Origin of the sequence: Pseudomonas sp. I8001 (assembly GCF_013385345.1) — a bacterium.
Taxonomy (GTDB): Bacteria; Pseudomonadota; Gammaproteobacteria; order Pseudomonadales; family Pseudomonadaceae; genus Aquipseudomonas.
Window position 1 is genome coordinate 103,136 of the sequence record NZ_JACAQC010000010.1, and the last position, 23,795, is coordinate 126,930.

General features: G+C 60.4%; 26 protein-coding genes. 19 read left to right on the top strand and 7 right to left on the bottom strand.

Annotated elements, in window-relative coordinates; translation table 11 throughout:
- Positions 1–25: 25 nt before the first annotated feature.
- From HX839_RS10015 to HX839_RS10035, 5 genes are all read right to left on the bottom strand, one after another.
- Positions 26–406 carry a Rho termination factor N-terminal domain-containing protein gene (locus HX839_RS10015; RefSeq protein WP_177067004.1) on the bottom strand — a complete coding sequence of 127 codons (381 nt, stop codon included), beginning with the start codon at positions 404–406 and terminating at the stop codon, positions 26–28.
- A gap of 57 nt (positions 407–463) precedes the next feature.
- Positions 464–730 carry a hypothetical protein gene (locus HX839_RS10020; protein WP_087692767.1) on the bottom strand — a complete coding sequence of 89 codons (267 nt, stop codon included), beginning with the start codon at positions 728–730 and terminating at the stop codon, positions 464–466.
- 48 nt (positions 731–778) lie between these two features.
- Positions 779–1,126, bottom strand: a complete 348-nt coding sequence (locus HX839_RS10025; protein WP_008434934.1) for a hypothetical protein — start codon at positions 1,124–1,126, stop codon at positions 779–781.
- A gap of 85 nt (positions 1,127–1,211) precedes the next feature.
- On the bottom strand, positions 1,212–2,405 hold the full coding sequence (locus HX839_RS10030) for an MFS transporter (RefSeq protein ID WP_177067005.1): 1,194 nt from the start codon (positions 2,403–2,405) through the stop codon (positions 1,212–1,214).
- Between the two features lie 86 nt (positions 2,406–2,491).
- Positions 2,492–3,151: an HD domain-containing protein gene (locus HX839_RS10035; protein ID WP_177067006.1), complete on the bottom strand. Its 660-nt coding sequence runs from the start codon at positions 3,149–3,151 to the stop codon at positions 2,492–2,494.
- Between the two features lie 112 nt (positions 3,152–3,263).
- On the opposite strand from HX839_RS10035, the gene HX839_RS10040 reads away from it, so the two are divergent.
- The 6 genes from HX839_RS10040 to HX839_RS10065 all read left to right on the top strand — a co-directional run bounded on the left by HX839_RS10040 (position 3,264) and on the right by HX839_RS10065 (position 9,202).
- Positions 3,264–3,743 carry a GNAT family N-acetyltransferase gene (locus HX839_RS10040; protein ID WP_004371239.1) on the top strand — a complete coding sequence of 160 codons (480 nt, stop codon included), beginning with the start codon at positions 3,264–3,266 and terminating at the stop codon, positions 3,741–3,743.
- A 149-nt stretch (positions 3,744–3,892) separates the two neighbouring features.
- The gene (locus HX839_RS10045; protein WP_004371237.1) at positions 3,893–4,714 is read left to right on the top strand and encodes an SDR family oxidoreductase; all 822 of its coding nucleotides are present in this window, start codon (positions 3,893–3,895) and stop codon (positions 4,712–4,714) included.
- Between the two features lie 31 nt (positions 4,715–4,745).
- A complete protein-coding gene (locus HX839_RS10050) occupies positions 4,746–5,726 on the top strand; it encodes a substrate-binding domain-containing protein (protein ID WP_008434927.1) in 981 nt (326 codons plus the stop codon).
- Positions 5,723–7,231, top strand: coding sequence for an L-arabinose ABC transporter ATP-binding protein AraG (gene araG / locus HX839_RS10055; RefSeq protein ID WP_004371233.1), 1,509 nt, complete (start codon positions 5,723–5,725; stop codon positions 7,229–7,231). Before HX839_RS10050 ends, araG begins: the two co-directional genes overlap by 4 nt.
- Before the next feature lie 16 nt (positions 7,232–7,247).
- On the top strand, positions 7,248–8,213 hold the full coding sequence (gene araH / locus HX839_RS10060) for an L-arabinose ABC transporter permease AraH (protein ID WP_004371231.1): 966 nt from the start codon (positions 7,248–7,250) through the stop codon (positions 8,211–8,213).
- 185 nt (positions 8,214–8,398) lie between these two features.
- Positions 8,399–9,202 (top strand): IclR family transcriptional regulator, encoded by an 804-nt coding sequence (locus tag HX839_RS10065; RefSeq protein WP_004371229.1) that lies wholly within the window; start codon positions 8,399–8,401, stop codon positions 9,200–9,202.
- Positions 9,203–9,338: 136 nt separating this feature from the next.
- Here the strand turns inward: HX839_RS10065 and HX839_RS10070 are convergent, their stop codons facing one another.
- Entirely contained in the window at positions 9,339–10,391 is a 1,053-nt protein-coding gene (locus tag HX839_RS10070; RefSeq protein WP_167663949.1) for an NAD(P)-dependent alcohol dehydrogenase, read from the bottom strand.
- A 181-nt stretch (positions 10,392–10,572) separates the two neighbouring features.
- On the opposite strand from HX839_RS10070, the gene HX839_RS10075 reads away from it, so the two are divergent.
- Positions 10,573–11,463: an AraC family transcriptional regulator gene (locus HX839_RS10075; RefSeq protein WP_004371227.1), complete on the top strand. Its 891-nt coding sequence runs from the start codon at positions 10,573–10,575 to the stop codon at positions 11,461–11,463.
- A gap of 193 nt (positions 11,464–11,656) precedes the next feature.
- Here the strand turns inward: HX839_RS10075 and HX839_RS10080 are convergent, their stop codons facing one another.
- Positions 11,657–13,321: an electron transfer flavoprotein-ubiquinone oxidoreductase gene (locus HX839_RS10080; RefSeq protein ID WP_177067007.1), complete on the bottom strand. Its 1,665-nt coding sequence runs from the start codon at positions 13,319–13,321 to the stop codon at positions 11,657–11,659.
- A gap of 554 nt (positions 13,322–13,875) precedes the next feature.
- Here HX839_RS10080 and HX839_RS10085 point away from each other — a divergent pair.
- From HX839_RS10085 to HX839_RS10140, 12 genes are all read left to right on the top strand, one after another.
- Positions 13,876–14,625 carry an electron transfer flavoprotein subunit beta/FixA family protein gene (locus tag HX839_RS10085; protein WP_004371224.1) on the top strand — a complete coding sequence of 250 codons (750 nt, stop codon included), beginning with the start codon at positions 13,876–13,878 and terminating at the stop codon, positions 14,623–14,625.
- A gap of 2 nt (positions 14,626–14,627) precedes the next feature.
- Positions 14,628–15,557: an electron transfer flavoprotein subunit alpha/FixB family protein gene (locus HX839_RS10090; RefSeq protein WP_004371223.1), complete on the top strand. Its 930-nt coding sequence runs from the start codon at positions 14,628–14,630 to the stop codon at positions 15,555–15,557.
- Positions 15,558–15,640: 83 nt separating this feature from the next.
- The gene (locus HX839_RS10095; RefSeq protein WP_102369693.1) at positions 15,641–16,456 is read left to right on the top strand and encodes an ABC transporter substrate-binding protein; all 816 of its coding nucleotides are present in this window, start codon (positions 15,641–15,643) and stop codon (positions 16,454–16,456) included.
- Between the two features lie 9 nt (positions 16,457–16,465).
- Positions 16,466–16,828 carry a DUF4398 domain-containing protein gene (locus HX839_RS10100; protein WP_177008402.1) on the top strand — a complete coding sequence of 121 codons (363 nt, stop codon included), beginning with the start codon at positions 16,466–16,468 and terminating at the stop codon, positions 16,826–16,828.
- Positions 16,825–17,637 (top strand): OmpA family protein, encoded by an 813-nt coding sequence (locus HX839_RS10105; RefSeq protein ID WP_004371220.1) that lies wholly within the window; start codon positions 16,825–16,827, stop codon positions 17,635–17,637. The genes HX839_RS10100 and HX839_RS10105 overlap by 4 nt, the downstream gene beginning before the upstream one ends.
- Positions 17,638–17,949: 312 nt before the next feature.
- On the top strand, positions 17,950–19,389 hold the full coding sequence (locus HX839_RS10110; protein ID WP_008434911.1) for a PLP-dependent aminotransferase family protein: 1,440 nt from the start codon (positions 17,950–17,952) through the stop codon (positions 19,387–19,389).
- Between the two features lie 104 nt (positions 19,390–19,493).
- Complete coding sequence (locus HX839_RS10115; protein ID WP_177067008.1) at positions 19,494–19,994, top strand: translation initiation factor 2; 501 nt, start codon at positions 19,494–19,496, stop codon at positions 19,992–19,994.
- Between the two features lie 164 nt (positions 19,995–20,158).
- Positions 20,159–20,413, top strand: coding sequence for a YkgJ family cysteine cluster protein (locus HX839_RS10120; RefSeq protein WP_004371217.1), 255 nt, complete (start codon positions 20,159–20,161; stop codon positions 20,411–20,413).
- 44 nt (positions 20,414–20,457) lie between these two features.
- Positions 20,458–21,063: an START domain-containing protein gene (locus HX839_RS10125; RefSeq protein WP_004371215.1), complete on the top strand. Its 606-nt coding sequence runs from the start codon at positions 20,458–20,460 to the stop codon at positions 21,061–21,063.
- Positions 21,064–21,142: 79 nt separating this feature from the next.
- Positions 21,143–21,403 (top strand): hypothetical protein, encoded by a 261-nt coding sequence (locus tag HX839_RS10130; protein WP_008434908.1) that lies wholly within the window; start codon positions 21,143–21,145, stop codon positions 21,401–21,403.
- A gap of 213 nt (positions 21,404–21,616) precedes the next feature.
- Entirely contained in the window at positions 21,617–21,958 is a 342-nt protein-coding gene (locus HX839_RS10135; RefSeq protein WP_003193463.1) for a ribonuclease E inhibitor RraB, read from the top strand.
- Between the two features lie 425 nt (positions 21,959–22,383).
- Positions 22,384–23,793, top strand: a complete 1,410-nt coding sequence (locus HX839_RS10140; RefSeq protein ID WP_004371206.1) for a circularly permuted type 2 ATP-grasp protein — start codon at positions 22,384–22,386, stop codon at positions 23,791–23,793.
- Positions 23,794–23,795 lie beyond the last annotated feature (2 nt).

Here is a 23,795-nt window from a genome sequence, read left to right on the forward strand (position 1 = left end):
GCCCGCTCCCACATTTTGTTCCGCGTTAACCGGCCTTTTTCAGCGCCTCAATCAACTCATCCTTGCGCATGGTCGAGCGCCCGGGAATGTCCCTGGCACGCGCTTCCTTCAGCAAGCTTTCCTTGGTCTGCGTACCCAGCGAAACCCGGCTGTTACGCGGATGCCCCTCACGACTGGCCGCAGCCCGCTTGGCCGACTCATGCCGGTCCTGGGACTTCTTCGCCGGCGCCTTGCGCTGGCCTGAACCGCCGGCCTTTTCGCCGCCGCCAGACTGCTTGTTGACGGTGGCCCAGGCCCGCGCCTCGGCTTCTTCTTTCGACAAGCCCTGGTGCTCATAACTCTCTTCGATATGGGCGGCCTTGCGCTTCTGTTCGGTGGTGTATTTGGCTTTGCTTCCACGAGGCATTGCGATACTCCTTCTGGCCCTCATACAAGATACAAGGGCCAGACCAGGCAAGGTGTGTTATTGGCTCGCTTCGCTTTCAAGCTTGCGAGCCGCTTCCACGCCGGACGCGGTGAGCTTGATCGGCAGGTTCAGCGAATGTTCACCGGCATCGTTGCAGGTCACATGGCCTTCCTTGATCCACCCGCGATCCTGCAAGGTGGCCAAGGCGCTGGCCACCACTTTTTCACCTCGGTAGTTGTCCAGCACTTCTTTGCCCAACCCACTGGGATGAGCGTGGAGCAGACGGGTGAGGACTTCTTTTTCAAGGTTGTGATCGACGTTCATGCATACCTCTTCACTGGGAAATGGTTGGGTGTTCGTCTTTCTTGCGCATTAAGGTGCTGGCTGTTTTGGCGCGCCGGGGATGTTGGAGTCGTCACCCTTGTTGATCGAGGGCGAAGTGGCACCTGGGCCCATTTTGCCGTTGGGCACCGCACCGCTGTTGCGATTGGTGTCGTCGCCCTGGGTGCGTGGGTCCCTGCTGTTGTCGATGATGGCGCCGCCGTTGGTGTCCATGCCGGTACCCATCGAGTCCTTCGACTCCTGGGCGGCCGGGTTGGGCGGGCTGCCGACAGGGTCGGTCGGGCCGGTGCTGGAACCTGTGGAGGCGGCAAAGCTGCTCAGCGAAACAGCAGACAGCAAACCGGTGAGGGCGAGGGCGGCAAATTTGGAAGTCGTCATGATGGTGTCTCCATATGATTAATGTCCTTACCTGATATTGGTCCGCCCTCGTTTGTGATTCGTGCCTCGATACCGACGAACGGTCTTAGGTCGCTTGTAAGATTTTGTGTGACGAGATTCGGCGCCAGATCAACCGCGCCACCGTGATCAGCCAATTGAGCAGCGCCACCGCCAGCACGCTTATCAACAGGGTCGGCATGCCGTATTCGACGATGACCTTGCCCGCCAGCAGCGGGAAACCGAACACCCCGATAAAGTACGCCAGGCTGAACAACAGCAACGCCTGGGACGTGGTGCCCGCAGGTGCCTCGTTCGCAGCCAAACCATTGATCACCGAATACGTCAGGCCGTAACCGACGCCCAGGGTGACGGCTGCCAGCAGGTAGCTGTAGTTGCCGCTGACCCTGAACCCGAACAGGAAAATCGACACCAGCATCAACCCGGACAACACACACGCCGTCCAATACGGATCACGCTTGACCACGATGCCGGCGATCAGCAGGCGGCTGGTAATCGCCGCACTCATGAAGCCCAGGAAGAACAGCGAATAGTCCAGCCCGTGCAGCGTTGCGTAGCTGGTCTGGAAACTCGACAGCCCGCCAAACACGCAACCGCCGAGGCCTACCATGATGATCGCGAACACCGCTTTCGATGACAGCACCTGGCGCGTGGCCGACCAGGAAATCTTCGCCACCGGCGCGGTGTGTTGACTCAGCGCGCGACCCAGTCGCCAGAAAATCAGCACACCCACCAGGCTCGCCAGCGCTGCTATATGAAAGGCCGCCGTCAGCGAAAAATCCAGGGCACTTGCCGCCCGTCCCAGCAGTGGCCCGGAGCCGATTCCGGTCATCATGCTGCCCGACAGCAGGGCGAAATATTTGGCCCGCTGCGCCGGTTCCACCAGCATCGCGACGATGATCGGACCCAGCGTATAGAAGACGCCCCAGCCCAACCCCAACGACAAGCCAAAAAGCATCAAGCCCTCGCCGAACCCCGGCGCCAGCGCAAAGCCCACGCACGCCACCACCAGCAATATGCCGAGCAGGGCGATCGACCTGGCAGCCCCCAGCAGGTCGGCCAGATGCCCGGAAACCAGCACCGCCACAAAGGTGCTGAGCATCGCCATGGAGATCACGCTGCCCGCGTCGTGTTCGTTGCCGCCGCGCGAATGGATCAGCAGCGACAGCAAGAATGTCGAGCCATAGGACAGGGAAAGCAGGTAGCTGGCGAGGCAGAAAAGGGCGAACAGTTTTCCGCCAACCGCAGGTGAGGCGTGCATGGGGGAGCCTTGCGTCTGTTGGATTTATGCCCAACTTTTTACCATGCACGGCGCGTGGGATTGTTCTGTGGTTCGCGGTGCTTGCGTTAGCCCGCAGCGGAGTATGGCGTGCCGATTTCTTCGATGAACAGATCCATGAATCCCTTCAGCCGTTCATGGCGCGCCAGGGCCATGCGTTGCCCCGTCGGCGTCTGAAATCCGCCCGCCAGATGCAGCAGCTTGGTCTGGAAATGGTCGAGGCAAAAGCGCTTGTCGTCGTACTCGCGATGCTGCGCCGTTGGGTCAGCCGGGTCATACAGCCCGCTGCCCATGCGCCCGGCGATGTAAAATGTGCGGGCCACGCCGATCATGCCCAGGGAGTCCAAACGGTCGGCATCCTGCATAATCTTTGCTTCAAGCGTCACCGGCGTCAGGCCCGCCGAAAAGCTGTGGGTCTCGATGGCGTGGGTCACCGCTGCAATCTTCCCGGGCTGCCACGCCAGCCCCTGCAAAATCTCCCCGGCCTTGCCTGCCGCCAGTTTCGAAGCCTTGGAACGCAACGGCGAATTCTTCTCCACCGCGACGCAGTCATGGAGCAGCACCGCCGCCAGCAGCACCTCCAGATCGCCACCTTCCTCTGCCTGGATCGACAGCACGTTGTGCCACACCCGTTGCAAGTGGGACAGGTCGTGGGCGCCGTCTTCCGAAGGCTCAAGGGCGTGAGGCAATAACGTCGCGGCGAGGTCGGTCAAGGGCGTGAAGGGCATGGGGATTCTCAAAGGTCGATGGCCTGCAGGTTAGCCGCGAATCAAATTGCACTGCAATCGGTCATTAAAGCGCCTTAGTATGTGTGCTCTCTTTCCCTGACAAGGCCTGCCCATGACCATCGAGATTCGCCCCGCCGTGCCCAGCGATGCTGCGCAGATCCTGACCTTCATCACCGAGCTTGCCGACTATGAAAAAGCCCGGCACGAAGTGATCGCCAGCGTGGTGGACATCGAGCGCAGCCTGTTCAGTGAAGGTGCCACCGCCCACGGCCTGATCTGCCTGCGCGACGGTTTGCCGATCGGCTTTGCGGTGTTCTTTTTCAGCTATTCCACGTGGCTGGGCAGCAACTGCCTGTACCTCGAAGACCTGTACATCAACCCCGAGCAACGCGGTGGCGGGGCGGGCAAGAAGTTGCTGCGCCACCTGGCGAAAATCGCCTGTGACAACGGCTGCGGGCGTTTCGAGTGGAGCGTGCTGGACTGGAACGAGCCGGCCATCGCGTTCTACAAATCCATCGGTGCCCAGCCCCAGGAAGAGTGGGTACGCTACCGCATGGAAGGCGACGCCCTCAGGGATTTCGCACAGGGTTAAGTGTGCATAAAGGACCGGCTTTTAAAGCCGGTTTTTTTATATATTTGCTCACTATATGGGATGATAATTTATATATTGAGATGTTCCGGTTTCTGGGTTTATAGTCTTGCGCATCAGCACTCACTACCAAAAACAAAACAGGTGAAGCGATGCAGGCACAACCGTTGTCGTTACCTCCGGTGCCCGAGCCGACTTACGGCGAGCGACTGAAGAACAAAGTCGTGGTCATCACCGGTGCCGCCCAAGGCATTGGCGAGGCTATCGTCGCCTGCTTCCAGGCTCAGCAGGCGCGCCTGGTGATCGGTGATATCCAGGGCGAGAAGGTCGAGCAGGTCGCCGCCCACTGGCGCGAACACGGCGCCGAGATCTACGCACAACCTGTCGACATCACTTCCAAGGATCAATGGCGCGCCCTGGTGGACGTAGCTATCGAACGCTTTGGCCGCGTCGATGTGCTGGTCAATTGCGCCGGCGTCAACGTGTTCCGCGACCCGCTGGAAATGACCGACGAAGACTGGCGCCGCTGCTTCGCCATCGACCTCGACGGCGCCTGGTACGGCTGCCGTACCGTGTTGCCGCACATGATCGAGCAAGGCATCGGCAACATCATCAACATCGCCTCCACCCACTCCAGCCACATCATTCCCGGCTGCTTCCCGTACCCGGTGGCCAAGCACGGCTTGCTCGGGCTGACCCGCGCGCTGGGCATCGAATACGCGCCCAAGGGCATCCGCGTAAATGCCATCGCGCCGGGCTATATCGAAACCCAACTCAACGTCGATTACTGGAACGGCTTTGCCGACCCGCACGCCGAGCGCCAGCGTGCCTTCGACCTGCACCCGCCCAAGCGCATCGGCCAGCCGATTGAAGTGGCGATGACGGCACTGTTTCTTGCGACCGATGAGGCGCCCTTTATCAATGCCACCTGCCTGATGATCGATGGTGGGCGGTCGGTGATGTACCACGATTAAAACTTTTCCAAATAACAAGAAGAGGTGGTTCATGCTCAAGAAAACACTAGGCACCCTTGCCCTCACGATGGCGCTCAGCGGCCTGGCCTCTGCCGAAGAAGTAAAGATCGGCTTCCTGGTCAAGCAGGCGGAAGAGCCCTGGTTCCAGACCGAATGGGCCTTCGCTGAAAAAGCCGGCAAGGACCATGGTTTCACCGTGATCAAGATCGCCGTGCCCGACGGCGAGAAAACCCTGTCCGCCATCGATACCCTGGCCGCCAACGGCGCCAAGGGTTTCGTGATCTGCCCGCCGGACGTGTCCCTGGGCCCTGCGATCATGGCCAAGGCCAAGCTGAATAACCTCAAAGTGCTGGCGGTAGACGACCGCTTCGTCGACGCCAAGGGCAAGCCCATGGAAGACGTGCCTTACGTCGGCCTGGACGCCTACAAGATCGGCCAGAAACAAGGCGAAGCCATGGCCACCGAAGCCAAGCATCGCAACTGGGACTGGAAGGACACCTACGCCGTCATCAATACCTTCGACGAGCTGGAAACCGGCAAGAAGCGCACCGACGGTTCGGTAGAAGGCCTCAAGGCCGCCGGCCTGCCGGTTGACCATATCCTGTTCACCGCGCAGAAAACCCTCGACGTGCCGGGCGCCATGGACTCCACCAACTCGGCCCTGGTGAAACTGCCCAGCGGCGCGAAAAACCTGCTGATTGGCGGCATGAACGACAGCACCGTACTGGGCGGCGTACGCGCCACCGAAAGCGCCGGCTTCAAGGCCACAAACGTGATTGGCGTGGGCATCAACGGCACCGACGCCATCGAAGAACTGAAGAAATCCGACACCGGTTTCTACGGCTCGATGCTGCTCAGCCCCGATGCGTCCGGCTATAAAACTGCGACCTCGATGTTCGAGTGGGTGACCAAAGGCACTGAGCCTGCCAAGTTCACCGCACTGGATAACGTGACCCTGATCACCCGCGCCAACTTCAAGGAAGAGTTGAGCAAGATCGGTCTGTGGAAATGAACAGCGCCGCTGCAGAGAGCCTGCGCTTCAACGGCATCGGCAAGGAGTTTCCCGGGGTGAAGGCCCTGGCGCAGATCAGCTTCGAAGCGCGGCCCCATTCGGTGCATGCGCTGATGGGCGAGAACGGCGCGGGCAAGTCGACCTTGCTGAAAATCCTCGGCGGTTTTTATCCGCCCAACAGCGGCAGCTTGCAGTTGGGCGAACGCAGCGTGAGTTTCAAGTCGGCGGCCGACAGCATCGCCAGCGGCATCGCAGTGATTCACCAGGAGCTGCAACTGGTGCCGGAAATGACCGTCGCCGAGAACCTGCTGCTGGGGCATATGCCGTCGCGCTTTGGCGTGGTCAATCGCGGGGCGATGGTGCGCAAGGCACGGGAACTGCTCAAGGGCCTGGCGGATGAAATCGATCCGAACATGCGCCTGGGCAGCCTGTCCCTCGGCCAGCGGCAACTGGTGGAAATCGCCAAGGCCATGTCGCGCAACGCCCATGTGATTGCGTTCGACGAACCCACCAGCAGCCTCTCGGCCCGTGAGATCGAGCGGCTGATGGTGATCATCGCCCGACTGCGGGATGAAGGCCGGGTGATCCTCTACGTGTCGCACCGCATGGAAGAAGTGTTCCGTATCTGCGATGCGGTGACGGTGTTCAAGGACGGGCGCTTCGTGCGCACGTTCGAGGACATGACGCAGTTGAACGTCGACCAACTGGTCAACTGCATGGTCGGGCGCGATATCCAGGATATCTACGACTACAGGCCGCGCGAGCACTGCGGTGAAGCGCTGCGAGTCGAAGGTTTGCTCGGGCCGGGGTTGCAGGAACCGGTGAGCCTGCAGGTGAACAAGGGCGAGATTCTCGGGCTGTTCGGCCTGGTGGGGGCCGGGCGCACAGAGTTGTTGCGCCTGCTCGCCGGGCTGTCCCGCAGCACCCAGGGGACCCTGGTGCTGCATGGCCAGGCGCAGACGTTCAAGACACCACGGGATGCGATTGCGGCGGGGGTGTTGCTCTGCCCCGAGGACCGCAAGAAGGAAGGCATCGTGCCCCGCGCAAGCGTTGCAGAGAACATCAATATCAGTGCGCGGCGCGACCATGCGCGCTTCGGCTGGCTGATCCAGGGCGGCTGGGAACGCACCAACGCCCAGCGGCAGATCAGCGCGCTGAACGTGCGCACGCCGTCGGCGGACCAGCCGATTCTGTTCCTGTCGGGCGGCAATCAGCAGAAGGCGATTCTCGGCCGCTGGTTGTCGATGCCGATGAAAGTGTTGCTGCTGGACGAGCCGACCCGCGGCATCGATATCGGTGCCAAGTCGGAGATCTACCAGATCATTCACAACCTGGCGGCCAGTGGCATCGCGGTGATCGTGGTGTCCAGCGACCTGATGGAAGTGATGGGCATCTCCGACCGCATCCTGGTGATGAGCGAAGGCGCCCTGACCGGCGAATTGACCCGCGATCAAGCGGACGAAGCACGGCTGCTGCAACTGGCTCTTCCGCGTACGCGGGACTGAAGAATACGAGGTGGGTATGTCACAGGTAAAAACTGCAAGAAGCTTCTGGCCGGGGTTCAACCAGCGCAAGTTTCTCGATGATTGGGTCATGCTGCTGGCGGCCTTGAGCATCTTTGTGCTCAGCGCCATCTTCATCGACAACTTCCTCTCGCCGCTGAACATGCGCGGCCTGGGGCTGGCGATTTCCACCGTGGGGATTGCGGCCTGCACCATGCTGTTTTGCCTGGCGTCGGGGCACTTCGACTTGTCGGTGGGTTCGGTGATCGCCTGTTCGGGCGTGGTGGCGGGGATCGTGATTCGCGACACCGACAGCGTGTTCTTCGGCGTGTCGGCGGCGTTGGCCATGGGCCTGGTGGTGGGGCTGATCAACGGCATCGTGATCGCCAAGCTGCGGATCAACGCGTTGATCACGACGCTGGCGACGATGCAGATCGTGCGTGGGCTGGCGTATATTTTTTCCAACGGCAAGGCGGTCGGCGTGATGGACGAAAACTTCTTCGTCTTTGGTAACGGCCAGCTGTTTGGCGTGCCGGTGCCAATCGTCATCACCGTGCTGTGCTTTGTGTTTTTTGGCTGGTTGCTGAACTACACCACCTACGGGCGCAACACCATGGCCATCGGCGGCAACCAGGAAGCGGCGCTGTTGGCCGGGGTGAATGTCGATCGCACCAAGATCATCATCTTTGCCGTGCACGGCGTGATCGGCGCGTTGGCCGGGGTGATCCTGGCGTCGCGGATGACCTCGGGGCAACCGATGATTGGCCAGGGGTTCGAGTTGACGGTGATCTCGGCGTGCGTGCTGGGCGGGGTGTCGCTGAGCGGCGGGATTGGGATGATCCGGCATGTGATTGCCGGGGTGCTGATTCTGGCGATCATCGAAAACGCGATGAACCTGAAGAATATCGACACCTTCTACCAATACGTGATTCGCGGCTCGATCCTGTTGCTGGCGGTGATTATCGACCGCATGAAACAGCGATAAAAAGGGCGCCACACGACCAATGTGGGAGCGGGCTTGCTCGCGAAAACGGTGTGTCAGTCAGCGTATGCATTAACTGGAAAACCGCCTTCGCGAGCAAGCCCGCTCCCACATTTTGATCTCCTCTGTTTTGCTGGTCCGCATTTGCCATAATGCTCGCCGTTTTCGTACTTCCCAATAGGCCCGATATGCAGGAAAACGCCCAAACTCCCGTCAAAGAAGCCGCGCCCACCGGCACTCAAACCCTGCTTCGTGGCCTGGGCGTGGTGCAGGCAGTGGCGGCCGGTGCGCGGGATCTGAAGGAAATCGCCAAGCGCATCGGCACCACCCGCAGCACCACTCACCGCCTGGCCAGTTGCCTGGTGGAAGAACGCTACCTGCGCGTAGTGCCGCAAGTCGGTTATCTGCTGGGTCCCAAATTGATCGAGCTGGGTTTCCAGGCCCGTGAAGAACTGCCTTTGGTCAGCCTGGCAGTGCCGTATCTGGACGAGTTGTCGGCGTTGACCGGCGATACCATCCACCTGGCTATCCGCGAATACGACGACGTGCTGTACCTGCACAAGAACCCTGGCCGCAACGGCCCGGAAATGCGCTCGCGCGTCGGCCATCGCATGCCGCTGGCGCGCACCGGGATCGGCAAGGCGTTGTTGCTGGATGACAGCGTGGAAGAGTGGCAGCGCCTGTATCAGGTCAGCCTGCCGACGGGCGGGAAGAATCTGCAGTGGCCGCAGCACCCCGAGCAATCCTGGGCGCAGTTTGAACAGCGCATGCAGGAATACGTGGCGGGCGGTTATGCGTTCGACCTGGAAGACAACGAACCGTCGATCCGTTGTGTCGCGGCACCGGTGCGCGATGCCAGCCGGCGAATCGTCGCCGGCATCAGCATCGCCAGTACCGTGCCCTACATGCCGCTGGAGAAAATGGCCGAGCTGATCCCTGTGATCAAACAGGTCGCAGCACGGCTGTCAGCGGAGTTGGGCGCGAAGGCCTGATCAGGCCGTGATCGTTCCCACGCTCCGCGTGGGAATGCCGCTTCGGACGCTCCGCGTCCAGCACTTGAGCCCTGCGCAACGGTGACGCAGAGCGTCACAGCATGCGTTCCCACGCAGAGCGTGGGAACGATCTTGGTCAGGCCTTGAGGGTCGCCATGTCGATCACGAAGCGGTACTTCACATCACCGGCAATCATGCGGGTGTAGGCTTCGTTGATCTGGCGGATGTCGAGCATCTCGATGTCGCAGGTGATGCCGTGCTCGGCGCAGAAGTCCAGGACTTCCTGGGTTTCGGCAATCCCACCTATCAACGAACCGGCCAGCACCTTGCGGCCCATCACCAGCTTGGCAGCGTTGACGGGCGGGTCGACCGGCTCGATCAAACCTACCAGGATGTGCACGCCGTCAAAGCGCAGTACGTCGAGGTAGGGATTCAAGTCGTGCTGCACCGGGATGGTGTCCAGCAGGAAGTCGAAATGCCCGGCAGCGGCTTTCATCTGTGCTTCGTCGGTGGACACGATCACGTGATCGGCACCCTGGCGACGGCCTTCTTCAGCCTTGCTCGCGGAGCGGGTGAACAGCGTCACTTCCGCGCCCATGGCCTTGGCGAACTTGATGCCCATATGGCCCAAACCGCCCATGCCCAGAACGCCAACCTTGTCGCCAGCCTTCACGCCGTAGTGCTTGAGCGGCGAGTAAGTGGTGATGCCGGCGCAGAGGATCGGCGCGGCGCTGGCCAGGTCGAGCTTGGCCGGGATCTTCACCACGAAGTGCTCGCTGACCACGATGCTGTCGGAGTAGCCGCCCATGGTGTTGCTGCCATCGACCCGGTCCGGGGTGGCGTAGGTCATGGTCGGGCCTTCGAGGCAGTATTGCTCGAGGTCCGCGTGGCAGGCGTCGCAGTGACGGCAGGAGTCGACCATGCAGCCAACACCCACCAGGTCACCGACTTTGTGCGCGGTGACGCTGGCGCCGACAGCGGTGACCTTACCGACGATCTCGTGGCCCGGCATCAGCGGGTACACGGCGATGCCCCATTCGTTGCGTGCCTGGTGGATGTCGGAGTGGCAGACGCCGCAGTAGAGAATTTCGATCGCCACGTCATCGGCGCGCGGGCTGCGGCGTTCGAAGGACATGGGGGCGAGGGGAGTGGTGGCCGATTGAGCGGCATAACCGATGGCGGTGTACATGGAGAAACCTCGCAGGTGCAGTAACAGGTGAGGTGGCGCATTCTCCGCGCCGTGCCTGGGTGCGGCCATGGCGATTGCTCCGAGTCTCATGCCTATTCGTCCGGGAGTGCACCTGGATTGGATCGTTGTGGCGCCAGACCTGCGATGATGGTCTCATCCCCTTTTTCGCGAAGTTTTTGCCATGTTGTTGACCCGCCATGTCGATGCCAATGCCGCGTTGGTTGCCTTGATCGAACCCCTGACACCCCGTGATGGGTTCTCGCCCACGAACCTGCCGGGCGTGCAGGTATTGCGTGCCAGTTGCGATGTGGCGCGGGGCCCGCAGATTTATGAACCGAGCCTGATGATCGTCGCCCAGGGCAGCAAGGTCGCGTACCTGGGCCCGCGTACCCTGGAGTACGGCGCGGGGCATTACCTGATCCAGGCGATGCCGGTGCCGTTCGAATGCGAGACCTTTGCCATGCCCAATGCGCCGCTGTTGGGGGTGACGGTGGGCATTGATCGGGTGGTGCTGGGTGAGTTGGTGATGGCGATGGGGATCCAGAGCGGGCCACCGCCAGCGGCGCAAACGTTGGAGTCGATGAGTTCGGTGGTGCTGGACGACGCCATGCGCGGCTGTGTCGAACGCCTGTTGCAGTGCCTGCACGATCCGCTGGAGAGCCGGATCATGGGTCCGGCGCGGGTGCGGGAATTATTGTTCACCGCATTGCGCGGGCCACAGGCGGATGTGTTGCGGGCGTTGGTGGAGCAGCAGGGGCAGTTTTCGCGGGTGGCGACTTCGTTGAATCACCTGCATGCCCATTACGCCGAGCCGCTGAATATCGAGACATTGGCAGGTTATGCGCACATGAGTGCGTCGACCTTCCACGAACACTTCAAGCGCTGCACGCTGTTGTCGCCGGTGCAGTACCTCAAGCGTCTGCGGTTGCTCAAGGCACAGCAGTTGCTGTTGGTGGAGGGCATGGGCGTGGCGCAGGCGGCCCACAGTGTGGGGTATCAGAGCACGTCGCAGTTCAGCCGGGAGTACAAGCGCTACTTCGAGCGCAGCCCCGGGGATGAGCGGGCGGCGTAACTCTCCCGGGCACAATTCGGTCAAAAATGTGGGAGCGGGCTTGCTCGCGAAAGCGGTGGTTCAGCCAAAACATCTGTGACTGATACACCGCTTTCGCGAGCAAGCCCGCTCCCACATTTGACCGAGTCGATGGGTCTTTTTCCGGGCTACAAAAAAGGCCCCCATTTGGGAGCCTTCTGTTCAAGCAGCGGATTTACATATTCGGGTAAGTCGGCCCACCCGCACCTTCCGGCGTCACCCACGTAATGTTCTGCGAAGGGTCCTTGATGTCACAGGTCTTGCAGTGCACGCAGTTCTGGGCGTTGATCTGGAAGCGCTTCTCGCCGTCTTCCTTGGTGATCACTTCATACACGCCGGCCGGGCAGTAGCGCTGCGCCGGTTCATCGTAGAGCGGCAGGTTGGTGCCGATCGGGATGCTCGGGTCTTTCAGCTTCAGGTGGCACGGTTGTTCTTCTTCGTGGTTGGTACCGGAGATGAACACCGAACTCAGCTTGTCGAAGCTCAGCTTGCCGTCGGGTTTCGGGTAGTCGATTTTCTTGCTGTCCTTGGCCAGCTTGAGGCAGGCGTAGTCCGGCTTGGTGTCGTGCAGGGTGAACGGCATTTTGCCGCCGAGGATGTTCTGGTCGAACCAGTTGAAGCCGGCACCCAGGATCGGGCCGAACTTGTGCATCGCCGGGCCGAAGTTGCGGCTGGCGAACAGTTCTTCGTAGAGCCAGCTGTTCTTGAAGCTGTCGACGTAGTTGGTCAACTCGTCGCCGCCTTCGGATTCGGCGAACAGGCGCTCGGCCACCGCGTCAGCGGCGAGCATGCCCGACTTCATGGCGGTGTGGCTGCCCTTGATCTTGGCCACGTTCATGGTGCCCAGGTCGCAGCCGATCAATGCGCCACCCTTGAATACCATTTTAGGCAGCGAGTTGATGCCACCTTTGGCCAGCGCGCGGGCGCCGTAGCTGATGCGCTTACCGCCTTCCAGGTACTGGGCCAGCACCGGGTGATGCTTGAGGCGCTGGAACTCGTCGAACGGCGACAGGAAAGTGTTGCTGTAGGACAGGTCGACGATCAAACCCACTACAACCTGGTTGTTTTCCAGGTGATAGAGGAACGAGCCGCCGGTGTTCTCGTTGCTCATGATGTCCAGCGGCCAACCGGCGGTGTGCACCACCAGGCCTGGCTGATGTTTGGCCGGGTCGATTTCCCAGATTTCTTTCAGGCCGATGCCGTAGTGCTGGGCGTCGGCGTCGCTGTCCAGGTTGAAGCGCTGGATCAGTTGCTTGCCGATGTGCCCACGGCAACCTTCGGCGAACAGCGTGTACTTGCCACGCAGTTCCATGCCCGGGGTGTAGACGCCTTCTTTTGGCTGGCCTTCACGGTCGACGCCGAGGTCACCGGTGATGATCCCGCGCACCACGCCGTTTTCGTCGAACAGCGCTTCCTGGGCGGCGAAGCCCGGGTAGACTTCCACACCCAGGTTTTCGGCCTGCTGGGCGAGCCAGCGACACAGGTTGCCCAGGGAAATAATGTAGTTGCCTTCGTTGTGCATGGTCTTGGGCACAAAGAAGTCAGGCACCTTGGTGGAAGCTTCGCTGGAGCGCAGTACATAGATGTCATCACGCACAACAGGGGTGTTGAGCGGCGCACCGAGTTCTTTCCAGTCCGGGAACAGTTCGTTCAGGGCACGGGGTTCAAACACGGCACCGGACAGGATATGAGCGCCGACTTCGGAGCCTTTTTCGACCACGCAGACGCTGATTTCCTTACCGGCTTCGGCGGCCTTCTGCTTCAATCGGCAGGCGGCAGACAGGCCTGCCGGGCCAGCGCCGACGATGACCACGTCGAATTCCATGTATTCGCGTTCCACAGGCTATCTCCTACTCAAGGCTCAACGGCTTTTTTTTCTAATGGGTGGAGGTTCGGTAATCCGTCCCACAATGCCTGCATCAATCTCATGCAAAGGGCAGGGGACGACCCACCTTTCTCTCTAGGTGGCGCATTATATCTACACCACTCTCAGCGTCCAATACAAACGTTTGTTTGAATTGCCCGCAAGCTAGGTAAATCAAAGCAACGCGGCTTATAACTGACCATTTTGGCGTATTGACCGGAATAGGCGTTCCGGTCAATATACGGTCGGTTTTGCGCATCCCGTAGGCAGACTGTGGGTTTCAAGGCCACCTCGAAAGACAGGCTGAAGGCAAATAAGGGTGACGCGCGAGCCACGATGGCGCGCAGTTTACACGCCACGATAATGAATGACCTCTCAGTCACCGCTGACGAACGGTCATCACTCCCGTGAGCAAGGTCCCCCGCCGACGATTGCCGGTGTTTTTGGAGGTGCCCTTGTGTGCCGATGAGCATCAAACCGCCAGGTTCGCCTAGGCGACTTTCTTTTCACCGGAGAGTAACGAGGAATCCATGAAGGTTCTTGTAGCTGTCAAACGCGTTGTCGATTACAACGTGAAAGTTCGCGTCAAGGCGGACAATTCCGGCGTCGACCTCGCTAACGTCAAGATGTCGATGAACCCTTTCTGCGAAATCGCCGTGGAAGAAGCCGTACGCCTGAAAGAGAAAGGCGTTGCGACTGAAATCGTCGTCGTTTCCATCGGTCCGACCACTGCTCAAGAGCAGCTGCGTACCGCCCTGGCGCTGGGTGCCGATCGCGCCATCCTCGTCGAATCCGCTGAAGAGCTGACTTCCCTGGCCGTTGCCAAGTTGTTGAAAGCCGTTGTCGACAAGGAACAGCCATCGCTGGTGATCCTCGGCAAACAAGCCATCGACAGCGACAACAACCAGACTGGCCAGATGCTGGCTGCACTGACCGGTTACGGCCAGGGCACCTTCGCCTCGAAAGTCGAAGTGAGCGGCGACAAGGTTGCCGTGACCCGCGAAATCGACGGCGGCGCGCAGACAGTTTCCCTGAAACTGCCGGCCATCGTCACCACCGACCTGCGTTTGAACGAGCCGCGCTACGCGTCCCTGCCAAACATCATGAAAGCCAAGAAGAAGCCTCTCGAAGTGCTGACTCCGGATGCTTTGGGCGTTTCCACCGCCTCCACCAACAAGACCGTCAAAGTCGAAGCGCCGGCTGCACGCAGCGCGGGCATCAAGGTCAAGTCGGTGGCTGAACTGGTCGAGAAACTGAAAAACGAAGCGAAGGTAATCTAACCATGACTATCTTGGTAATCGCAGAACACGACAACAAGGTCGTGGCTCCGGCCACCCTGAACACTGTCGCCGCCGCCGCCAAAATCGGTGGTGATATCCACGTCCTGGTCGCTGGCCAAAACGTTGGTGCCGTGGCTGAGGCCGCTGCCAAAATCGCTGGCGTGAGCAAAGTACTGGTTGCCGATAACGCAGCCTACGCTCACCAATTGCCGGAAAACGTTGCGCCGCTGGTAGCAGAGCTGGGCGCTGGCTACAGCCATATCCTGGCTGCCGCCACCTCCAACGGCAAAAACATCTTGCCGCGCGTTGCTGCGCAACTGGACGTTGACCAGATCTCCGAGATCGTTTCGGTAGAAAGCGCCGACACCTTCAAGCGTCCGATCTATGCCGGTAACGCCATCGCGACCGTGCAGTCCACTGCGTCGGTAAAAGTCATCACCGTGCGTGCCACCGGTTTCGACCCGGTGGCTGCTGAAGGTGGTTCGGCTGCGGTTGAAGCTGTGGCTGCTGCCCACGACGCTGGCACTTCCAGCTTCGTTGGCGAAGAGCTGGCCAAGTCCGATCGTCCAGAACTGACCGCTGCCAAGATCGTCGTTTCCGGCGGCCGCGGCATGCAGAACGGCGACAACTTCAAGCACCTGTACGCCCTGGCCGACAAGCTGGGCGCTGCGGTCGGCGCTTCCCGCGCTGCCGTCGACGCAGGTTTTGTACCGAACGACATGCAGGTCGGCCAGACCGGCAAGATCGTTGCGCCACAGCTGTACATCGCCGTCGGTATCTCCGGCGCGATCCAGCATTTGGCCGGTATGAAAGACTCCAAGGTGATCGTTGCGATCAACAAGGACGAAGAAGCACCGATCTTCCAGGTGGCTGATTACGGCCTGGTGGCGGACTTGTTCGAAGCCGTACCCGAGTTGGAGAAGCTGGTCTAATCCAGCCGCTTCACTTATAAAGAGCCCGGTCTTTTGACCGGGCTTTTTTTTGCCCGGTAATTTTTCAACTGGAGAACCCTGCCATGGAATTGCGTCCCTGGACTGTACTGCTGGCCCTGTCACTGCTGCCGACGGTGTCGCTGGCGGCGGGCAAATGTGATCGCCTGGTGATCACCGGCAGCCCGGACGCCCCGCCTTATCTGTGGCGTGATCCCCAGGACCCCACGCACTTGATCGGCGCCACCGCCGACATGCTGCAGCAAGTGGCCAAGGACCTCGGGGTGAAAATCGACCTGCTTTACGGCGGCAAACGTTCCCTGGCGCTGGAAGAAGTGCGCAGCGGGCGCATGGACATCCTCGCCGACGCGCCATTGACCCTCGACGCCCTGGACTCCCTCGACTACATCCACCCGGCATTGGTGCAAACCGATTACCTGGTCTGGACCCGCAAGGATTCCTCCCTGGCCTACAGCCAGGCCAGCGACCTGCAGGGCCACAAGGGCGCGGTGTCGGAAAGGGCGCGCCTGAGCCGCGACTTTGAAACCTTCGCCGGTGAGCAACTGACCCTGCAGCGCCTGCCCAGCCTGACCCCGGCGTTCCAGAAACTGCTATTGGGAGAAGTGGACTACGTGCTCGCCGGACGTTATTCCGGCATGGCCATGGCCCAGACGTTGGGCATGAGCAACGACCTGGTGGCGCGGGAAATCCCCATCGACCAGCCGGGCCTGTACCTGGCTATTTCCCACAACTCCGCCTGCAACGATCCGTGGTTGCGCGGACAGCTCGCCAAAAAGATGACAGAATTGCCCGCGTCCGGTCTGGCGGAAACCGCGCTGCAGAGCAATCTTGAGCGCTGGAAAGCGCAGTTGCAGCAACCCGTCGGCACCCCAACAAAGTAGGGATTTTCAGTGACTATTCGACCTCTTTTCGCGGCCCTCGCCGTTGTAGCTCTGGCGGGATGTGCAGCCGATCCTGCGCCGAATGAACAAATGCGCCTGACCCAGCAAGCCCTGGAACAAGCCAACGCCGTGGGCGCCGTTGCCAGCGATTCGCCCGAGCTGAAGCTGGCGGAAGACAAGTTCACCCAGGCCCGTGCCGACATGGCCGATGAATCCTACAAGGACGCCCGCATGCAGGCTGAAGAAGCCGAGCTGGACGCCCGCCTGGCGGAAGCGCGGGTGCTGACCCGCAAAAGCCAGGAGCAACTGAACGTGCTCAACACCCGTATCACCCGCCTGCGCAAGCAGTTGCAGTTGGGAGACGCCCAATGAGCCCGTTGATGCGTGGGTTGAGCTGTGTGGTGTTGCTGGGCAGTGCGCTGGGTGGTTGTGCGACCCATCCCGACAGTAACCTCGCCTTGCAACAGGCCAGCACTGACTTCCAGAAGGTCAAGGAAGATTCGAATGTGCTGCGTATCGCACCCAAGGACGTGATTCGCGCCGGTGAGTCCCTGGCCCGTGCCGACCGTTTCTCCAGCTTCTGGGGCAGCGGCGCCGATGTGGCGCATTACGCCTACCTGAGCCAGCGCTACAGCGCGATTGCCCGGGAACACACCGAGCAGGCACTCAATCAGGAGCGTGGGGTCAAGCTGGAGCTGGAACGCCAGCGCCTGCAACTGGCCCTGCGTGAAGCCAAGCTCTCCAGCGTTCAGCAACAGGGCAAATGGATTGAGGCGCAGATATCCAGCCTGACCACCGTCCAGCCTGATCGCGGGCTGGTGATGACCCTGGGTGACGTGCTGTTCGATACGGGTGATGCAGAGCTGCAAAACTCGGCCAACCGCACCGTGCTCAAAGTGGTGCAGTTCCTGCAACTGAACCCCAAGCGCGTGGTGCGTATCGAGGGTTACACCGACAATACCGGCGGCGAACAGGAAAATATCAAACTGTCCCGGGACCGCGCTCAAGCGGTTGCGGATGTACTGAGCGACCTGGGGATCGACGAAAAACGCATTCAGGTCGAAGGCTACGGCGATCAGTATCCGGTCGAAGCCAACGCGTCTGAGCGGGGCAGGGCGCAGAACCGTCGGGTAGAAATTGTGTTCTCCGACGAGAAAGGCCAGCTGGGCGCTGCTCGCTAAACCTGATTCTCAAGGTGAAAGGTGATTCCTGTGGGAGCTGTCGAGCCCCAGCGAGGCTGCGACAGGATCGCCTCGGTGGACCTGCGAGACCGCAGTGCCTGCATCGCAGCCTCGCTGAAGCTCGACAGCTCCCACATAAGCCCGATCAATGATCGGGTTTTTTATGCCCGCGATTCAGTTCGCAACCCTTACAGTTTTTTCTATCACTGCCGCCCGCGCTCGACTATTGTGGCAACTGTCCCCGTACACTTCTAAACTGTGCCGGTATGTTTCACACAAAAATAAAATACCCGTGAAATCGAGTGCTGCGTCATGACCAATCTGTTGCTCTACCAACGTATCGCCCAGCAGCTGGCTGAGGATATCCGCCGCGGTGTCTATCAACCGGGCGAGCGCGTGCCTTCGGTACGCAAAATGAGCTCCCAGCTCAACGTCAGCCACGCCACCGTGTTGCAGGCCTACGCGAACCTGGAAGACCAGGGTTTGATTCGCGCGCGGCCGCAGTCCGGGTATTACGTGCACCAGACGCCGGCGCTCACTGCGCCCACGCCGGACATCGCCCGGGTCGAGCGTCCAGGGTTGGTCACCCGCAGCAGCATCATTCAACAGGTGTTGGTGGAATCCCGTCGCGAAGGCGTGTTCCCGCTCGGCGCCGCCGTGCCGAGTGTCGACTACCTGCCTGTGCGCGCGCTGCATCAGCAACTGGCCAAGGTCACGCGTTTCCAAAGCCCGCGGGCGTTCAGCTACATGTTCAGCCCGGGTTTCGAGCCGCTGCGGCGACAGGTGGCGATCCGTATGCGCGATGCCGGGGTGGTGGTCGACCCCTCCGAAGTGGTGATCACCCATGGGTGTGTCGATGCATTGCAGATGTCGCTGCGGGTGCTGACCCGCCCCGGCGACCTGATCGCCGCCGAATCGCCGACCTATTACGGCTTGCTGCAACTGGCCGATCTGCTGGGCCTGAAGGTCATCGAAATCCCCAGCGACCCGGCCACCGGCATGAGCCTGGAAGCCCTGCAACTGGCAGCCAACCAATGGTCGATCAAGGCCCTGGTGCTGACCACGCGCCTGAGCAATCCCCTGGGCGGCACCATGCCCGAAGAGCGGCAGAAACAGTTGCTGCGCCTGGCCTCGGATTTCGATATCCAGGTGGTCGAGGACGATATCTATGGCGAACTGATGTTCGAACTGGGCCGCACCAAGGCCCTGAAAGCCTACGACCGTCTGGACCGGGTCATCTATTGCTCGAGTTTCTCGAAGACCCTGTCACCGGGCATTCGCATTGGCTGGATGATTGCCGGCAAGTACCAGCAGGAAATCCAGCGCCTGCAAATGTTCAGCACCCATTCGGCCTGCAGCGTGACCCAGATGGGCACGGCGGCGTACCTGGAGAATGGCGGTTACGACCGCCACCTGCGCTATATCCGCCAGGAGTACCGCAAGAACCTCAGCGCGTTCCAGCTGGCCGTGCAGCAGTATTTTCCCGAAGGCACCCAGATGACCCGCCCGACCGGCGGTTTTATCCTGTGGGTCAGTTTGCCTGGACGGGTCAATACCCAGGAACTGCACGTGCGCGCCTTGCAGCAGGGCATCAGCATTGCACCGGGGCTGATCTTCAGTAATACGGAACAGTTCAACCACTGTATTCGCCTGAACTGCGGCACGCCGTGGAACCGCGAGGCGGAGCGCGCCTTAATGACCCTCGGGATGCTGGCAAGCCAGTTATGCCAGGAGACTGCGGCGGGTTTTTGAGGCATGGAAAGGGGACACGACGGGTAGCTGGCTAATTACCATGCTTGTCATACCGTCCTCAACAAGCGAGCATATGGCCTTCTGCCGTTAATGCTGCTGGCGATATGACTTATACCTTTCCTGCTGCCCTGCTGATCTGCGTGTTAAGCCTGTGTAACGCTGGCGCTGTCCTGGCGGCTCCCGCCGGTGAAGCGGCACCTGCTGCCAGCTCCCAGCAAACGGTGCCGGCGAAAAAAGCCGCTGCGGCCAAGAAGGCACCGGCCGCGAAGAAAGCCCCCGCAAAGAAAGCAACGCCGGTGAAAAAACGTGCGCCTATCGCCAGCAAGTCAAAGTCGGCCCACGAAGTCGCCAAGACGCCGCTGCCGCCTGCAGAGCTGGATTTGAGCCTGCCGTCGAACATGGTTCGCCACCTGCAACCCCTCGGCACCATGCCGCAGCCGAAGAACGTGCCGCTGCTGCCGCCGATGTTTGCCGAAAAGCCCACTGACAACAGTGCCTTCCAGATCAACGGGCGCCTGCTCAGCAATGAAATGCAGCTGCAACTGCGCAACGAAGAACGCCGCGAAGTAGAAGGCGCAGCGCTGGATTTCCAGTTCAAGCAATAAAACCCGACGAGTAAACGTGACGCGCACCCCTGACCTTCTGTCGCAGACTGGTCAGTCACTTTTGTTTTCGGTGAAAAACCCCTGTTAAGCCAATTTAAAACGTCTGTTTAAGGGCGTAGTCTTACGTGGCCATCAACACTTGAGTTGTCGAGGATCTGTTCGTCATGAAATGCCGTGAAGGCTGTGGCGCTTGCTGCATTGCCCCATCCATCAGTTCTCCGTTGCCGGGAATGCCTGCCGGCAAACCGGCGGGCGAACGCTGCCTGCATCTTTCGGTCGAACAACTGTGCCAGTTGTTTGGCCAGCCTGAGCGGCCGGCAGTGTGTAGTTCGTTCCAGGCGGATATCGAGGTCTGCGGCAGTAGCCAGGCAGAAGCGATCAGGTTGATCGGCTGGTGGGAACAGATGACGGCGGCTTAGTGGGCTGTTCAAAGTACTGAACTTCAACAATAAGGAATAAGACCATGGGTTCACTGAAACGAATTGCTGTGTTGTGCGGTTTTACCGCGTTGTTCGCTGCCGCAGCGCATGCTGAAGACTGGCAGACGGCCAAGGATGAAGACGGCATCAAAGTGTCCTTGAGTGAAATTGCCGGCTCCAAGTACAAGGCTTATCGCGGTGTGACGACCATCAAGGCGCCGCTGGCCAAGATCCAGGCGCTGCAGGAAGACGTGGCGGGGGCCTGTTCCTGGATCCACGAATGCAAATCGCAGAAACTGCTCAAGCAGGAAGGCGACAAGAGCTGGACCTACACCCAGTTCAAGGCACCGTTCCCGGTGACCGATCGTGACTCGATCCTGGAAATCACCACCACCAAGGCTGCCGACGGCACCGTCACCCGCAAGCTGTTGGAAGTGCCGACCTACCAGCCAGAAGTCAAAGGCTATGTGCGCGTAGCCCAGGTCGATGGTTACTGGAAGCTGGTGCCTAAAGGCGACAACCTGACCGAAGTGACCTACCAGGTGCACACCGAGCCAGGTGGCAGCGTGCCGTCGTGGTTGGCCAACAAGTTTGTGGTGGACGCACCGTTCAACACCTTGAAAGCCCTGAAAGAACACGCTGAAAAATAACTGCAGTTGATCAGGTGCCTCCTGCCTTGAGTGGAACGATTTCCAGGCCCTCAAGGTCCAGATAGATGTAAGCCCACCCATGGGTTTTATCGAGGAGGCTCTGATGCCAAAGTGGAACGTTTCCTTCACCAATGATCATGGTGAGTCGGTAGTCGAGCAATTCGAGTGCGAGCAAAAACCCACGCTTGAAGAAGCTGCGCGCCTGGTTCGCGCCCGCGTATCACCGGTGCTGGAGGAACTGGATCTCAACGATCTGGAGGGGCGTATCGCCGAACCCACGGTCAAGATTCTGAAAGATCAAAACAGCATCAAAGACCTCAACGTCGAACCCGCCGCCTGAACATTCCCTGTACGCCTTTAAACAGACTCTGGTGGAGGTGATAGCTTCGCGCTACTCTGCAATGGAGATCAGCGAATGAATCGCTAAGGTCTGGTCTTGTCAGCTACATGCTTGTCTCCCAGCGGCGACGTCACTGCCGTAACACCCGCGCCCTTGCAGCGCGGGCCTTGGGAAGCACGGAAAGTCTATCCATCGGTTTGAGGAGGACGTTTCATGAGCACAGCCTATCAAGAAGACATCAGCACCAACGTGTTGCGCCGCATGAAAGAGGGCGGCTTTGACTTCTCGCGTTTCCACCCCATCGAGTTCTACGCCATTTTCCCGGATGAGGAACGTGCGCGGCGGGCTGCGGGTCGGTTTCGTGGGGAATCCCTGAATGCCCAGGTCAGCGCGCGGGATGACGGCGCCTGGTACCTGGAATTGAGCAAAATCATGTTCGCCACCTACGACGGCATAGGAGACTTCGAGCAGGACTTTGAGGCGGTGGTCGAGCCTTTGGGCGGGATCATCGAGGGATGGGGCGTGAAACAGGAGGTGCGTGGGTTACCCATGTAGCGGCATGAGCAATAACACAGCGTATCGGCTGACCTTTGGGTCGGCCGTTTTTGTTTCTGGCGCGGGAAAAATCCTGCGCAAAAAAAAGCCACCCGAGCAGGGTGGCCAAAGGGAAGATCGCAAAGGAGGAGAGCGATTCGGTACAAGCGGTAATGCGCAATGGATGAAGCTGTAGGACGCGTCCTGTTCAGCTGATGGAGGTGATTATCCGCGGGGTTTGCCGGGCAGTGAAATCAACTCTGACTATGCTGGTGATAGTCATGGCCTGCATTGCAATGAGGCGCCGCCCATGACAGCGGGCATTTGCTGCACCGGGACGGTGCGATGAGACCTGCGTCTATATCCAACTGATTGATACTTAAGTGTTTATGCCGCTGGCACGGGCCTTGCGATGGTTCTGGCGTCCGGGTGACAAGGAGTACGGCATGATCCGCACTTATTATGATGAGATGTACGACGGGGCAGGGCAGGTGCGCCCCCATTACCGCGAATTCGCCCGCTGGTTGGCCGACACGCCGGCCGAACTGCTGGCCCAGCGCCGGCGCGAAGCCGATTTGCTGTTTCACCGGGCCGGTATCACCTTCACCTTGTATGGCGATGAGCAAGGTACCGAGCGCCTGATCCCCTTCGACACGATCCCCCGCAGCATCCCGGCCAGTGAATGGCGGATCGTCGAGCGCGGCTGCATCCAGCGGGTCAAGGCGCTGAACATGTTTCTCGCCGACCTCTACCACGAACAACGCATTATCAAGGCCGGGATCATCCCCGCCGAGCAAGTGCTGGCCAACGAGCAATACCAGTTGGCGATGCAGGGCCTGGACCTGCACCGGGATATCTATTCCCACATCTCAGGTGTCGACCTCGTACGCGATGGCGACGGCACTTACTACGTCCTCGAAGACAATCTGCGTACCCCCAGCGGCGTGAGCTACATGCTCGAAGACCGCAAGATGATGATGCGCCTGTTCCCCGAACTGTTCGCGGCCCAGCGCATTGCGCCCATCGACCACTATCCCAACCTGTTGCTCGACACCCTGAAAAGCTCCAGCCCGCTGGATAATCCCAGTGTGGTGGTGCTGACGCCCGGGCGTTTCAACAGTGCGTTCTTCGAGCATGCATTCCTGGCCCGGGAAATGGGCGTGGAACTGGTGGAAGGCGCCGATCTGTTTGTACGCGATGACCGCGTGTTCATGCGCACCACCGACGGCCCCAAGGCGGTGGATGTGATCTACCGTCGCCTCGACGACGCGTTCCTCGACCCGCTGGCCTTCAACCCGGACTCCATGCTCGGCGTGCCGGGCCTGCTGGCGGCGTACCGCTCGGGCAACGTGGTGTTGGCCAATGCCATCGGCACCGGGGTGGCGGATGACAAGTCGGTGTACCCCTTCGTCACCGAGATGATCCGTTTTTACCTGGATGAAGAACCGATCCTGAAGAATGTTCCGACGTTCCAGTGCCGTAATCCCAGTGAACTGTCCCACGTACTGGCCAACCTTCCGCAACTGGTGGTGAAGGAAACCCAGGGCTCCGGTGGCTATGGCATGTTGGTCGGCCCGGCCGCCTCGGCAGCGGAAATCGAAGCCTTCCGTGCACGCATCAAGGCCAAGCCCCACGCCTACATCGCGCAGCCAACGCTGTGCCTGTCGACGTGCCCGACCTTCGTCGAAAACGGCATCGCCCCACGGCATATCGACCTGCGCCCGTTTGTGCTGCAAGGCAAGGAAACCCGTGTGGTCCCCGGCGGCCTGACTCGTGTGGCGCTGCGGGAAGGCTCGCTGGTGGTCAACTCGTCCCAGGGCGGCGGCACCAAAGACACCTGGGTGGTCGAGGATTGAAA